This is a genomic window from Candidatus Krumholzibacteriia bacterium, from assembly GCA_035268685.1.
Taxonomy (GTDB): Bacteria; Krumholzibacteriota; Krumholzibacteriia; order JAJRXK01; family JAJRXK01; genus JAJRXK01.
On the sequence record DATFKK010000047.1, the window covers coordinates 1 to 14,482 of the forward strand.

General features: G+C 68.4%; 11 protein-coding genes. 10 read left to right on the top strand and 1 reads right to left on the bottom strand.

The features are described 5' to 3' along the window. The 3 genes from VKA86_05190 to VKA86_05200 form a co-directional block, all read left to right on the top strand. Positions 1 to 1,209 (top strand): cohesin domain-containing protein (locus VKA86_05190; protein ID HKK70592.1); only part of this gene is annotated, 1,209 nt, incomplete at its 5' end. Then, positions 1,206 to 2,102 carry a FlgD immunoglobulin-like domain containing protein gene (locus tag VKA86_05195; protein HKK70593.1) on the top strand — a complete coding sequence of 299 codons (897 nt, stop codon included), beginning with the start codon at positions 1,206 to 1,208 and terminating at the stop codon, positions 2,100 to 2,102. The genes VKA86_05190 and VKA86_05195, both read left to right, overlap by 4 nt. A 186-nt stretch (positions 2,103 to 2,288) precedes the next feature. Continuing rightward, positions 2,289 to 3,881, top strand: a complete 1,593-nt coding sequence (locus VKA86_05200) for a hypothetical protein (GenBank protein ID HKK70594.1) — start codon at positions 2,289 to 2,291, stop codon at positions 3,879 to 3,881. Positions 3,882 to 3,937: 56 nt separating this feature from the next. Here the strand turns inward: VKA86_05200 and VKA86_05205 are convergent, their stop codons facing one another. Further along, on the bottom strand, positions 3,938 to 4,861 hold the full coding sequence (locus VKA86_05205; protein HKK70595.1) for an AEC family transporter: 924 nt from the start codon (positions 4,859 to 4,861) through the stop codon (positions 3,938 to 3,940). Positions 4,862 to 5,206: 345 nt separating this feature from the next. Between VKA86_05205 and VKA86_05210 the strand changes: the two genes are divergently transcribed. The 7 genes from VKA86_05210 to VKA86_05240 form a co-directional block, all read left to right on the top strand. Then, positions 5,207 to 5,803, top strand: coding sequence for a hypothetical protein (locus tag VKA86_05210; protein HKK70596.1), 597 nt, complete (start codon positions 5,207 to 5,209; stop codon positions 5,801 to 5,803). A gap of 200 nt (positions 5,804 to 6,003) precedes the next feature. Then, a complete protein-coding gene (locus VKA86_05215) occupies positions 6,004 to 6,504 on the top strand; it encodes an asparaginase domain-containing protein (GenBank protein ID HKK70597.1) in 501 nt (166 codons plus the stop codon). 143 nt (positions 6,505 to 6,647) lie between these two features. Beyond that, positions 6,648 to 8,075, top strand: coding sequence for a right-handed parallel beta-helix repeat-containing protein (locus VKA86_05220; protein HKK70598.1), 1,428 nt, complete (start codon positions 6,648 to 6,650; stop codon positions 8,073 to 8,075). 89 nt (positions 8,076 to 8,164) lie between these two features. Then, positions 8,165 to 10,831 carry a protein kinase gene (locus tag VKA86_05225; protein ID HKK70599.1) on the top strand — a complete coding sequence of 889 codons (2,667 nt, stop codon included), beginning with the start codon at positions 8,165 to 8,167 and terminating at the stop codon, positions 10,829 to 10,831. 922 nt (positions 10,832 to 11,753) lie between these two features. Next, the gene (locus VKA86_05230; GenBank protein HKK70600.1) at positions 11,754 to 12,893 is read left to right on the top strand and encodes an acyl-CoA dehydrogenase; all 1,140 of its coding nucleotides are present in this window, start codon (positions 11,754 to 11,756) and stop codon (positions 12,891 to 12,893) included. 34 nt (positions 12,894 to 12,927) lie between these two features. Continuing rightward, a complete protein-coding gene (locus tag VKA86_05235) occupies positions 12,928 to 14,073 on the top strand; it encodes an acyl-CoA dehydrogenase family protein (GenBank protein ID HKK70601.1) in 1,146 nt (381 codons plus the stop codon). 22 nt (positions 14,074 to 14,095) lie between these two features. Beyond that, positions 14,096 to 14,482: hypothetical protein (locus VKA86_05240; GenBank protein HKK70602.1), on the top strand; the 387-nt coding region annotated here is incomplete at its 3' end.

Consider the following 14,482-nt stretch of genomic DNA (forward strand, 5'->3'; position numbering starts at 1 on the left):
GACGGCACCGGCGCCGAGCCCATCCTGCCGCTGAGCAACGCCGGGTGGAGCAGCATCGGCACCGTGTCCGCCGGCGATCCGCGGTCGTTCGTGGACGAGCCCGCCACGCGGGACTTCTACTACTACGCCGCCGTCGTCTACGACGGCTGTGGGAACGCGTCGGCGGTCTCCGGTCCGACCGGCGGCACCCTGAACTACCACCTCGGTGACGTCACCGATGGCGTGGTCAACGGTAACGGCAACAACGTCGTGGGCAGCGGGGACCTCTCGCACCTCGGTTTCAACTACGGTGCGACCCTGCCCCTCGGGACCAGTCTCAACTACCTCGACGTCGGGCCGACGAGCGACTTCTCGGTGGACGGCCTGCCGACGACCGACGACGTCGTGCAGTTCGAGGACCTGATGGTGTTCGCGATGAACTTCCAGGCGGTGAGCAAGCGCTTCGATGCGCCGGCACCGGCGACGAGCAACGACATCGCGCTGCACGTGGGTCAGGTCGACTCCGACGAAACTCTGGAAGTGGCCGTGCGGATGACCGGCAACGGTCGGATCCAGGGTCTGAGCATTCCCCTGACCTGGAACGACTCCGCGGTCGAGCCCCTCTCGGTCCGGCCGGGCGAGGTGATGGCGCGCCAGGGCGGTCAGGGCATGGTGCTCTCGCCCGAGCCGGGCGTCGTCGACGCCGCTCTGATCGGTGTGCGTGATCAGGGTCTGAGTGGTGAGGGTGCGCTGGCCCACGTGACCTTCCGAGTGAAGGGCGCTGGTGAGCCGCGGATCGGCCTCGGGGAGATCATCGCCCGTGATTCGGAGAACGGCCAGGTCCTGGTGGCCGGATCGGTCGGCGGAACGACTCCTTCGGCCGTTCCCAGCGTTTCCGGCCTCGCCGAGATCGCACCGACTCCCTTCAACCCGGCGACCGAGGTGAGGTTCAGCCTGGCTCGCGGGGGCGGTCAAGGTGCAGGTCTACGATCTGCGTGGTCGCCTCGTGCGAACGCTGGTGGACGAGACGCGCTCGGCCGGCGAGCACTCGGTCACGTGGAACGGCACCGACGGTGCAGACCGCTCGGTCGCGTCCGGAAGCTACGTCGTGCGTATGATCGCGCCCGACCAGACGGACCGCCGTCACATCACGCTGGTCAAGTAGCCGGCAGCACGACCACGGGCGGGGTGTCCTTCGCGACACCCCGCCCCGAATCGACTGGATCATGATGATGCTTCGTCCGCGTCTCGTGCGGACGAGTGAGGAAGTCGTTCGCTGGCCGGCACTGGTCGCCGTGGCCCTGATGCTTCTGGTGGCCGATGCAGTCGCCGACCCCGGTCCGATCACGGCCGAGGCCCGGACCGACTCGGTCCGTGTCGCGCTCGTGGCGTCCGGCACCCAGTTCGCTGCGGGTGACACCATCACCGTGGAGCTGGAGGTTCCCGAGGCCGGGCTCCAGTTCAACGCCTACGACGCCTACGTCGAGTACGACCCCGGGGCTCTGACCTTCCTGCGGGCGGACGACCTGTCGGACCAGGAAGGACCACTGATGCGGGAAGCGTGCAATCAGACCTTCCATGTCTTCGACGTCGCTTCCGACAGCACCTACCTCGAGATCCATCACTCCCTTCTCTGCAGCGGTACGTATCTGACCGGTCCGGGCGTCATCTACCGTCTCCGCTTCCTCTGTCGTGACGTGGATACGGACACGACTCTGCGGCTGCTGCGAGGATCGCCGACGGAGACCCGTTTCTTCGCGAACGGCCTGTTCGTCACGCCCCTTCGGACGACCGACGTGCAGATCCGGATCGGAGCGGGAGACGTCACCGCGACCCCACCGGACGCACCGCGGTTGGAGCTGAGTGCCGCACCCAATCCGTTCAATCCACGAACGACTCTGCGATTCGAATTGGTGTCGTCGGCGTCCGTGGACCTGCGGATCTACGACCTCGCTGGTCGCCATGTCCGGCGACTCGCCTCGGGGCTCCATGCCGCCGGCGAGCACCGTGTTCTCTGGGACGGGTGCGACCGCAGGGGACGCGAAGTCCCCAGTGGCGTCTACCTCGTCCGGCTGCGGGCAGGGGAGTGGACGGCCACCGAGCGCCTGACCCTGGTGCGTTGATCCGGACCCACCGGTCGAACGCCGAGACGACGGCGGTCGACGCGCGAGCGACATCGAAGCTCTCGCCCTTCGCTTGACAGTGAGCGATGGTCTGTTCCAGATTCCCGCCATCCCCCGAACAACCTGACCCTGGATCCGGCGCTCTTGTCGAAGAGTGCGCGCAGAGGTGTGTCGGCGATGCGATGGATGGTTCTGCTTCTCGGTTTGACGATGGCTCTCGCGGGTGTCGGCTGCGGAGACGACGCCGACGACAACCCGACCGCTCCGGGCGGGGACGACGACACCACTCCCCCCGGGATCCCCGTCGACCAGCTCGAGGTCAACGAGGGCACCGTCGGCGTGGTGATCGACGTGCGCCAGGTCGTGCGCTGGGGTTACGACGCGTCGGGAGTCGAGATCGATTTCGAGGGCGAATTCGCGTCACTCTCCCGTGAGCTCGACGTGAATCCGGAGACCAGTGTGGCGAGCTTCCGCGTGAGCCGGGACTCCCTGACCACCGAGCAGATCGAGACCCTCTCCGGGGGTGTGCCGGTGTCGATCGTCGTCCGCGACGGTCAGGAGACGGAGCTGGCCACCTACGGCGGTCCGTTGCCCCTGGACAGCTCCGGTCAGCTCTTCGCGGTCACGACGACGCTGCCGAGGATCTACCCGCAGTTGAGCATCTTCCCCGGGCAGCCCTACATCATCCAGGCCCTCGAGGAGGGGAGCCCGGTCGACGGTCACGTCTGGCGTCTCTCGAGCGTGCCGGGCCCGTCGCAGGACTTCGAGGTCCTGCTCGATCCCGAGTTCGACCCCGATCGCCTCGACGAGTTTCGGTTCTACTTCGAGGCCACCGCCCTCGACGACGTCTACCTGATCTACTACGAGTTCGAGGACCTGGGGCCCTTCTACCTCCGCAACGACGTCATCGGTCTCAGAGCGACGACCGAGGACGTCGATCCACAGGATCCGAACTGGCAGTTCCAGTTCCACATCGAGCGCGACGAGAACGCGCGGATCCGGCTCACTTCGGGCAGCGGGACCAACTTCGCGACCGGGCTCTACGGTGAGGACGGCTCGATCCACGAGGTCGGGGGCGACGAGTATCTGCCCTTCCGTGCCTTCGCGGCGAACGTAGAGTGGGACGTGCAGGACCTCGGTAGGCGCTTCGAACCGCCGATCGTGCCGCCCGCCCGTCTGGACTTCGCCTACCGTTCGGTGCTCAGCAACTGCAGCCCGGGAGAACTCACCGAGACCATCGGGAACCTGCGGTCGGAGACGCGGACGACCACCGTGGGAACCGAGGAGAGTCTCGAACTCTACAGCAGCAGTGAGAACTCGGTGAGCGTGACCACCGGTCTAGAAGTGGGAGGGGCCTTCAAGGCCATCAGTGCCAGCGCCTCGGTGGACGTGACGAACAGCTTCACCTACACCACGTCGACCACGCAGACCAGCACGAACACGTGGCAGCAGAGCGACAGCTTCACGCAGGAGGTCTCGAGCCAGCGCCAGATCACCGTACCGCCCTTCACCGGTGTCGAGGCCTACGACTCGATCGCGACCTTCGACAACGTGCGCATGCCGTTCGTACAGAGGCTGCGCGTGCGTGGCAGCTACGACGGCGTGGCGCTGCTGACCGGTGACCAGATCATCTCGCAGCTCATGGCCAACCAGTTCGGGGGCGTGGTGTCGAACGTCGGTGCCGACTTCGTGGACATCACCATCCGCGGGTCCGCCGAGATCGCCAACTACTACGAGGCCTACCGCGGCGTGGTGGAGGTGCCGGGGATCTGCGACTGACGTCGGATCCGCGGCGGCGAGCGCGGTCGCGTTGGTCTCCGCGTCGTCGTGATCCCTCAGACGCCCAGCACCCACAGCCAGACCACGATCGCCGGCAGCGACGCCAATGTCGTCCCGACGATGAGTCCCGATGCAAGGCGTTCGTCACCACCGAGCTCCACCGACATGGGATAGCTCGCCACCGCGGTGGGCGTGGCCGCGACCAGGACCGCCGCCTTCATCATGAGTCCCGTGACCCCGAGCCAGCTCAGTCCCAACATCACCAGGGCCGGGTACACCCCCAACTTCAGGATCGTGACGAGAGCCGTGATCGGGAGTTCGAGGCGCAATCGGGCCATGTCCAGTGCCGCTCCGACCGAGATCAACGCCAGGGGCAGGGCGACCCGTCCGACGAGTTCGAGCGACGTGTCGAGGACTCGTGGCAACGTGATCGAGATCGCCGACAACGCGATTCCGATCAGACATCCGAGGGCGAGGGGGTTGGTCGCGATGGAGCGCGCGCCGTGCATCACGCCGACCCAGGGTGCCGCACTCTCCGCGCGATGGGGCAGGGCGAGTACCGGCACCGAGAGGACGTTGTACACGACCACCATGAGGCCGACGACGAGGGCGATCTCTCCCACCGCTTCGGCTCCCCACGCGTTGTGGACCAGCGGCAAGCCGAGGAAGACCTGATTGCTGCGGTAGGCGCCCTGGGTGATCACGCCCCGCCGGGACGGCCGCGTGCGCAAGGCCGACAGATAGACCGCGACCGCGACCAGCACCGTGACCGCGGCCATGACGAGCAGACCGGTCAGGTGCGTTCCCGACTGCAAGGGGGTGATCGCCGCACTGCGCAGGAGCAGTGCGGGCGCGGCCACCCAGTAGACCAGACGCGTGAGCACTCCGTTGGCCTCGGCCGTCAGGAAGCCACCGCGCCGCAGACCGTAGCCCAGAGCCATGACGAGGAAGACGGGCAGGACGATGTCGAGCAGGCCCACGGCGGCTCCGTCGGTGGAGGACGACGATCGGAGGCGGCGCCACGATCGGACGCCGTCGGGGTCCGGTCAAGGGGCGACATGCGCCCAACTGGATCGCGGCTCGTTCCGTTCCGGTCTCGAGCCGTGACCGGTGGTGCACAGGCGTGTGATCGGACGGCGACGATCGGAGTCACCACATCCCACCCCGTGTGATCCCGAGAGTGCAGTTCTGGGCCTCTGGACCACCCATCGAGTCGGAGTCGACGGTTTGCGCCGAGGTTGGCCCGGGCATCGCAATCCACGACCCGAGGGACGGTGGCACTCCGAGCACTTCGTCCCCGTGCACTCGATCGAGGAGCGGTGTCCATGATGCTCACGATGTCGATCCTGATGGCCGGTCTTTCACTCGCCGTTCTCGGTGCGCCCGCGAGCGCCGCCGAGACGGTGCGGCGCGGCGACACGATCCGGGTGACGACTCCGACCGGTACGGTGTCGGGACGTCTCCAGGAGATCGACCAGGGACGTCTGGTCGTGAACGTCTTCCCGAAGCACCGCCGAGGCGCGCCGGCCGCGGACCTCGACCGTTTCGAGGTGCCGGCCGCGGACGTCGAGCGAATCGAGATCCGGCGTGAGATCCCGGGCACCGGCCGGGGTGCCCAGTTCGGCCTGATCTTCGGTGGGTCCTGGCTCCTCCTGCGCATGCTCACTCTTCCGGACGACGACCCGGACGATGCTCTGATCGACGTGGACGAACGCGGGAGTCACTGGTTGGGAACCGTGCTGATCCTGCCGCTGGCCATGGTCACCGGGCTGATCATCGGCGACCAGATGGTCGACACGGAATGGCACGATGCCGGGCTTCCCGACGACGTCGTGGTCCGTCGTGCGGCACTGCTGCGGGAGCTCGAGGCGGCACGCATCCGAGCGCAGCCGGTCGGGCTGTCGATCCGTGGGTCGTTCTGAGGCGAGACCGTCGCGCACGGGGGCACCGATCGGGAGCGCCGGGCGCCGATCCGGTCTGGGCATTGCAGTTCTCCCACGACGAGTCCCACCGGGGCTCGCGGGGGCCCCGCGGGGGCACGGACGCCGCCGACTTGACCCGTCCCGTAGCGCGGTCCAGACTCGACGCTCCACCGGGCATCTGCAACCCACGGAGCGCATCCATGTCCCACCCCATCCGCATCTTCGTGACCGGCGGCACCTTCGACAAGGAGTACGACGAGCGCACGGGCAGCCTGTTCTTCAAGGACACCCACCTGCGCGACATGCTGGAACTCGGCCGCTGCCGGGTGCCGGTGGAGGTGCGCACGCTGATGATGGTCGACTCGCTCGACATGGACGACCACGATCGCGAGCTGATCATCAACCAGTGCCGCAAGTGCGAACTCGAGCGCATCGTGATCACGCACGGCACCGACACCATGGCCGATACCGCGCGTGCGCTGGCCGACGCGGGGATCGACGGACGGACGATCGTGCTCACCGGCGCGATGATCCCCTTCGCCTTCGGTTCGAGCGACGGGCTGTTCAACCTGGGTGCGGCGCTGGCCTTCGCGGAGTCGATGCCCCACGGCGTGTATGTCGCGATGAACGGGCGCGTGTTCGACGCGCGCAACGTGCGGAAGAACCGCGACATCGGGGAGTTCGAGGAGATCCGGGCGTGAGGCCGAAGAGTGCTTCTGCGAACGCCACCGGGGCGGTATGATCCAGCGTGGCGTGATCCGGCGCTCGCCCGAGCGGCTCGTGGTCCTGCGAACGGAAGCGTGACCCGGTCGCCCATTCCGTGTCCCGAAGCCGAGGATCGGCCATGCGCGTCCCCCTGCGCCGCCGCGCGCTCCTCCTGTCGTTGGTCGCGGTCGTCGGGTGCTCCGACGACGATCCCGATCCCCTGTTCCCGGATCCGGAGCCGGATCCCACGCGGTACGTGATCCCCGGCGACTTCTCGTCGATCGGCGAGGCCCTCCGCGCGACCACGGTGGGCGACACGGTACTCGTGGGGCCTGGCACCTACGCCGAGCGCGACCTCGTCGTGCCGCGCTCGGTGCACCTGATCGGTGCAGGCGCCGATCGCGTGGTGATCGACGCCACCGGACTGGGTGGCGGGTCGTGGCCGGTCGTCCAGACCAGCGATCGGATCCAGGACGGTCGGCCCGCCCGGATTCGCGGCCTCCGCGTCCGGGGGGACACGCAGGTCCTGTTGTCGGCCGGCGACGGGGATCACGTATTCGTCGACGCCTGCGTGTTCGAGTCCTCGACGCAGGGGGTGCGCATCGACGCGCCCCGCTCCTTCGCCCAGGCCGTGTTCGATTCGTGCGTCTTCCGCGACGTCGAGGCGGAGCAGGGTGCCGCGGCGTTGGCCGTGAGGGGCTACGCCGACGTCGTCGTCCGCCAGTGCACGTTCCGAGACAACCGCGGAGAAAGCGGACCGGCTCTTCGTCTGGACGCGACGCTCGGCACCGTCCAGGTCCTGGGATCGACGTTCGTCGACAACCAGACCGACGACACCATCGCCCCCGAGGCCGCCGTCGGCGGCGCCGTGGTCGCCCACCGGGTGCAGGACCTCGAATTCAGGAGCTGCACCTTCGAGAACAACGTCAGCCGCACAGGTGGGGGCGCCGTCTTCGTGCGACGGGCCCGCCAGGTGCTGGTGGACGGAGGCACGTTCCGCGGCAACCGTGGCGGATCCGACGGCGGAGCGATGCGGATCGACGATGTGTCGCGGTTCGTGCTGGCCGACGTCGATCTCTTCGACAACGAAGCCCGCCACGGGGGCGCGCTCCATCTGCGGGACACGCGTGCCTTCGTGAACTGGTGCGTCTTCGCACGCAACGGCGTGTCGATCGACACCGAAGGCGACAGCAGCGGTGGTGCGATCCGTCTCGACCAGAACGTCCGCATCGACGTCGACGCGTCGATCTTCCACGCGAACCGGGCCCGAGGCTTCGCCGGACGCGCCGACGAGGAAGGCGGGGGATCGAGTCTGTATTCCACGTCGTCGGATCTCCTCACGAACGTTCTCGCCCTGAATGGCAGTGCACTGGTGCACGCGCCCGAGGGCGAGCCGCTCGGAGGAGCCTTCGCCGAACTGCTGGTGCGCACGACGAACGTGTTCGGCAACGTCGACGGCGACTGGGTGGGGCTCCTGGCGGAGTTCGAGGGGGTCGGCGGCAACACGTCGGTCGAGCCGGACTTCTGCGCGCCGGAGGCGGACGACTTCGAACCCTGCGGGTCGTAGGGGAGGGCCGGATTCCGGGGTTCCACCCGCCACGTTGACCCCCCGCGGCCCCGGGGCTATGCTCGACCGCCGCCGCGGAGACGCCCCATTTGATCGGCCGTACACTCGCCCACTACGAAGTCACCGAACTGCTCGGCAAGGGTGGGATGGGCGAGGTCTACCGCGCCCACGACCCCCGCCTGGGCCGCGACGTGGCCATCAAGGTCCTGCCCGAGAACATCGCGGCGAACGCCGAGGTCCAGTCGCGCTTCCGTCGCGAAGCGCAGACGATCTCGTCGCTCAATCATCCGAACATCTGCGTGCTGCACGACGTTGGCGAGGACGGCGACACGCGCTTCCTCGTGATGGAGCTCGTCGAGGGCGTCACCCTGCACGAGCGGCTCCGCTCCGGTCCGCTGCCGATGCAGGACGTCCTGACCTACGGTGCCCAGATCGCCGATGCCCTCGACCGCGCGCACCGTGCCGGCGTGATCCATCGCGACCTCAAGCCGGGCAACGTGATGATCACCCGCGCGGGGGCGAAGCTCATGGACTTCGGGCTGGCGCGGGTGACGGTGCCGGAATCGGGAAGCGGGGACCTCACGGAGGCGGCATCGCCGACGGTCGCGCACCCCCTCACGCAGGAAGGGTCGATCGTCGGCACCTTCCAGTACATGGCCCCGGAGCAGATCGAGGGTCTCGAGGTCGACGCCCGCGGTGATCTGTGGGCACTCGGTTGCGTGCTGTACGAGATGGCCACCGGCGAGCGCGCCTTCGCAGGTGCGACGCAGGCCAGCCTGATCGGGTCGATCCTGCACACGCATCCCGAACCGGTGGCGCAGCGGGTCGGTCTCGCGCCGCCGGAGTTCGACCGGCTGGTGAACGCCTGCCTCGCCAAGGACCCCGACGACCGCCTGCAGAGCGCGCACGACGTCAAGTTGCAGTTGAGTTGGCTCCGCGACGGTCTTTCGAGTTCGTCGACGACCATGCCAGCGATCGAAACGGGCAGTGGAGCGAGGCGCCGGTCGCGTCGCCTGGCGACCGTCGCCCTCCCGGTGCTCGCCGCCATACTCGGTGCCGCCGCCATGTGGACGGCGACCTCCGGTCTCGACGACACGACCGCCGACGCCGCGCCGGCCCGCTATCGCCTCGGCGGTTGGAACCTGCGTCCCAGCATGACGCCGGTGATCTCGCCCGACGGACGCTCGGTCGTCTTCGCCGTTCGCTCGGGTCTGAGCGGTAGCCTGTACATCCGCGATCTCGACAGCTTCGAGGCGCGCGAGATCGCGGGCACGACCGACGGCTACGCTCCGTTCTTCTCGCCGGACGGTCGATGGATCGGCTTCGTCACCCAGGACGCGGTGTACAAGGTGCCGGTCACGGGCGGGATGGCGCAGCTGGTCGCTCCCGTCGCCAACGTCAATTCCGCCGACTGGGGACCGAACGGCTGGATCTACCTCGGTCCCGGGGGCGGTGGTGAGAGTGGTGACGTCGCCATGTATCGGGTGCGCGAGGACGGAGGACCGGTCGCGGTCTTCGCCCGACTGGCGGAGGGCGACGACGAGACCGGCGTGTGGCTTCCCGAGGCCCTGCCCGACGGCAGGACGGCCCTGATCACCGTCATCGGTGGCGGGCGCGAGAGGATCGTCGCCTTCCGGGACGACGGCACGCGGCACGAGGTGCTCGACGGGGTCTTCCTCGCGCGCTATGTCGAACCCGGTCACCTGGTGGTCCAGGACCGCACCTCTCAGGGCACCGCCGTGTTCCCCTTCGATGCGGAGCAAGCGCGCGTCACCGGTGGCGCCGTGGTCGTCACCGAGATGGTCGACGGCAGCTTCTGCTTCGACGTTTCCGCGACCGGCCTGCTCGTCTACGTTCCTGCTCCCGTCGAGGGCGAGGGACGCTACCTCACCTGGGTCGACCGCGACGGGACCCGATCGAACGCGTCGGACCTGAAGGGGTCCTGGGCCCAACCCCGGGTGTCGCCCGACGGGCGCCGCGTCCTCGCGCGCCGGACCGGTTCGAGCTGTGAACTGTGGATGCTCGACCTCGACCGCGGGTCCTTCGCGCGGATCGTCCAGGAGGACGACACCCACGATCCGTTGTGGGCCCCCGACGGTCGGAGCATCCTCTTCGACCGGATGGAAGCCGGCGAACTCGTCACCCTCGAGGTGAGTGGCTCCCGACGGACGCGCGTCATCGCGAGTGGGACGAACCGGGGCACACCCGAGTCGTGGTCGCCCGGAGTCGATCTCCTCGCCTACACCGTCACCGGCCACGCCGGGAAGACCGACGTCTGGGTGCGACCGATGAACGGCGAAGGTGAACCCCGACCCTTCGTCGCGACCCCCGAGTCGGAGAGCGAGCCGGAGATCTCTCCCGACGGCCGCTGGATCGCCTACGTCTCCGACGAGACCGGCGTGCCCGAGGTCTACGTGCGCGGCTACCCCGACGACGGATCGGTCTGGCAGGCCTCGGCCGGCGGTGGCACCACTCCCCTGTGGTCGCGCGACGGCACCGAGCTGTTCTTCGTCCGTCTCGAGGACGCGGCCCTGGTGTCGGTAGTGGTGCGCGACGACGACGACCTCGAGCTCGGCGTTCCCACGGAGCTGTTCCAGGGGCTGTTGAGCACCTCGCGCGCGGGCGACTTCGACGTCGCGTCGGACGGTCGCTTCATCACGGTGGCTGGCGACAGCGACGACACCAATCGCCGCGAGATCCGCGTTCTCGGCAACTGGCAGACCCAGGTGGAGGAGCTGCGCGGCGAGGCGCGGTGAGGTCGGCCCCGACCTGGTACGGGAGTGACGCCGTCGTCTGCGGCGACGACACCGGTCAGATGGCCGTAGTGCGCATAGCGCGACCGGATCGTCCCGTCCGATTCGACCACCATCACCACGGCCGGCGCGTGGAGTCCGTGGTGGAAGACGACGACGAACTCCGGCGTCCCGTCTCCTTCGAGGTCCGCGCCCGTCCCTGCCCTCGTGACGAACGAGCCTCCGACCAGATCCCCGGAACCGAACACCGCAGTCAGGCTGTCTGAACTCGGCGCGACCCGCCATTGCTCGCGACCCGTGGCGCGGTCGAGCGCGACGAGTGCACCGGCGTGGGTATCGCTGGACCACAGCCCGACCAGCCACGTGTCGTCCGACCAGGGGGCCACGGCGTCGAAGCGGACGGGCGTGGCGAAGGTGCGTGTCCACGCGCGTGCGAGCCGGACGGGGAAGTGACCACTCACGCCCGCACGATCGGCGAGTTCGCTCTTGCCCAGGCCCCGCGCGCGGCGCAGAGGCCGGATGCGGGCGGCCGCGAGGCCATCGGAGACGTCGAGACTCCGTCGGGATCCAGTCATCGGTCCGGTCGGGCTGGGGCCGGGGGCGACAAGATCAGGACCAGATGATCGCATCCCCTTCGGATTCAGGTAGGACCGAGTCCGGATCCGGGCGGCGGCCCGGCCGGGAGCGGGCGTCGGGTTCCGATGTGGTGCGCTCTCGAGGGCTGTGCGACGATGCACACCGCATCCATCGCAGATCATCGCGACTCCGAGCCATCACCGCTCCCGGAGGTCGCCGCGGCCGCCTCGGTGTCGTATCGTGTCGGCCCGCCGCCGCCCGGGTCGCGCTCGCCGCCGGCCGGGCGACCGCGCACCGCCGTCCCGAATCCGCCCCGGAGCGCCCTGGAACACCGAACGGGAGAACCGACGTGAAGTTCGACCTGAGCAGCGAGCAGGAGCTCATCCGCAAGACCGCGCGGGAGTTCGCCGAGAAGGAGATCACTCCCCACGCCGCCCGGTGGGACCAGAACGAGGAGTTCCCCGCCGAGACCGTGAAGAAGCTCGGGGAGCTGGGCTTCATGGGGATCGCCGTGCCCGAGCAGTGGGGCGGCGCCGGTATGGACAACCTCAGCTACATCCTGGCGGTCGAGGAGATCAGCCGGGCCTGCGGCAGCGTCGGCGTGATCATGTCGGTGAACAACTCGCTGGCCTGCTGGCCGCTGCAGGCCTTCGGCACCGACGCGCAGAAAGAGGAATGGCTGGAGCCGTTGGCCAGCGGTCAGAAGCTCGGCGCCTATTGCCTGAGCGAGCCCCAGGCGGGCACCGACGCCGCTGCACAGAAGACCACGGCGAACCCCGACGGCGACGGCTGGGTGCTCAACGGTACCAAGAACTTCATCACCAACGGCGCGCACGCCGACACCTTCATCGTGTTCGCCATGACGGACCTCACGAAGGGACACAAGGGCATCAGCGCCTTCGTGGTCGACGCGCACGCGCCGGGCGTGGCGGTGGCGCACACCGAGCACAAGATGGGCATCCGCGCCAGCGACACCGCGCAGATCACCCTCGACGACGTGAAGCTGCGCGGCGATCAGTTGCTGGGCGAGATCAAGGACGGCTTCAAGATCGCCATGCAGACCCTCGACGGCGGACGCATCGGCATCGCCGCCAAGGCACTGGGCATCGCCCAGGCCTCGATCGACCACTCGATCGCCTACGCCAAGGAGCGCTCGCAGTTCGGTCGTCCGATCGCGCAGTTCCAGGCCATCCAGTTCAAGATCGCCGAGATGACCCTGCGCACCGAGGCCGCCCGCCTGCTCACCTACCGCGCGGCCGCGGTGAAGGACCAGGGCCGGCGCCACTCGAACGAGAGTGCCCTGGCCAAGCTCGCGGCCTCGACCGCTTCGGTGTACTGCTCCGAGGAGGCCGTGCAGATCTTCGGCGGCAACGGCTACTCGAAGGAGTACCCGGTCGAGAAGCTCATGCGCGACGCCAAGATCTGCGACATCTACGAGGGCACCAACGAGGTGCAGAAGATGGTGATCTCGGCTACGGCCCTGGCCTGATCGCATCGCGACGGAAGCGGCAGAAAGAGACGTCATGGATTTCGAACTGCGCGAGGACCAGGAACTCTTCGCCAAGGGGGTGCGTGATTTCGCCCGCGGCGAGATCCAGCCCCTGTGCGCGAAGATGGACCGCGAGGGCATCATCGACGGCGAGCTGCTCGAGAAGATCAAGCAGCAGGGCTTCTTCGGTCTGAGCTTCCCCGAGCATTACGGCGGAGTGGGGCTCGACACGCACACCTACGGCCTGGTGGTACGCGAGCTCGCGCGCGTCGACGCCGGCGTGGCGATCATGATCGCCGTGCACAACAGCGTGGGCAGCTACCCCGTCATGCAGTACGGCAGCGATGCGCTCAAGGAGAAGTACCTGCCGAAGATGGCCGACGGCCAGATCGCCAGCTTCTGCGTGACCGAGCCGGGGGCCGGCAGCGACGCGGCCGGCCTGACCAGCCGCGCCGAGCGCGTCGACGGTGGCTACCGTGTCACGGGCGAGAAGATCTGGGTGACCAACGGCCACCACGCCGACTTCTTCGTGGTCATGGCGCGCACCAGCGACGACGGCCACAAGGGGATCTCGTCCTTCCTCCTCGAGCGCGACACCGAAGGTCTGCAGATCGGGGCGAAGGAGGACAAGATGGGCCTGCGCTCGAGCGACGCGATCTCGCTCGTGATGGCCGATGCCTTCGTGCCCGAGGAGAATCGCATCGGTCCCGAGGGGATCGGTTTCAAGATCGCCATGAGCGCGCTCGACGGCGGCCGCATCGGCGTGGCCTACCAGGCGCTGGGGCTGGCCCAGGCCTGTCTCGACGTCGGAGCCCGCTACGCGCTCGAGCGCGAGCAGTTCGGCAAGCCCATCGCCCGGCTGCAGGCGGTCCAGTGGCACCTGGCCGAGATGGCCACCGAACTCGAGATGGCACATCTCCTTGCCGACAAGGCCGCGTGGCTGAAGGATCAGGGCAAGCCCTATGGCAAGCAGGCGGCCATGGCGAAGCTTGCCTGCACCGAGATGGCCGGTCGCTGTGCCGACAAGGCCCTGCAGATCCACGGCGGCTTCGGCTACAGCAAGGACTACGACGTCGAGCGTTACTACCGCGACGTCCGCGTCACGCGGATCTACGAGGGTACGAGCGAGATCCAGAAGCTGGTGATCGCCCGCAACGTGCTCGACGAGTTCGGCGGGTGATCGCACGCGCGGGGGAGGCAACGTGCACTTGGCGGCGCTCGGGATCCGGGTCGGTCCACTCGGACGCGTGCGACCGTGGGCCATGGCGGGTCTTCTCCTGCTCCTCGTCTTCCCGTGTCCGGCGGCGGCCGCCGATCCCGCGCGCTTCCACGGTGACGGTGTCGAGAGCCTGAAGATCGACGGCGTGCCGTCGGACCTGTCGAGCCGTGCACGCACGGGGCTCGAACTGACACCGCGTCGTGGCTTCCTCACCGTCGATCGGGCCCGGCTCGGCGCCGAAGCCCTCCAACGCGACCGCAAACGTCTGAGGCTGTTCCTCGCCCGTCACGGTTTTCCCCGCGCGGAGATCGAGGTCGAGGCCGAGACCGCCGGCGACGACCTCGTGGCGTTGGTCTTCCGCGTGGATCCG

Excerpts from the sequence above, each read along its gene's own strand:
- VKA86_05210 (HKK70596.1), top strand. The coding sequence starts at position 5,207 with ATGATGCTCACGATGTCGATCCTGATGGCCGGTCTTTCACTCGCCGTT.
- VKA86_05235 (HKK70601.1), top strand. The coding sequence starts at position 12,928 with ATGGATTTCGAACTGCGCGAGGACCAGGAACTCTTCGCCAAGGGGGTG.
- VKA86_05195 (HKK70593.1), top strand. The coding sequence starts at position 1,206 with ATGATGATGCTTCGTCCGCGTCTCGTGCGGACGAGTGAGGAAGTCGTT.
- VKA86_05215 (HKK70597.1), top strand. The coding sequence starts at position 6,004 with ATGTCCCACCCCATCCGCATCTTCGTGACCGGCGGCACCTTCGACAAG.
- VKA86_05220 (HKK70598.1), top strand. The coding sequence starts at position 6,648 with ATGCGCGTCCCCCTGCGCCGCCGCGCGCTCCTCCTGTCGTTGGTCGCG.
- VKA86_05200 (HKK70594.1), top strand. The coding sequence starts at position 2,289 with ATGGTTCTGCTTCTCGGTTTGACGATGGCTCTCGCGGGTGTCGGCTGC.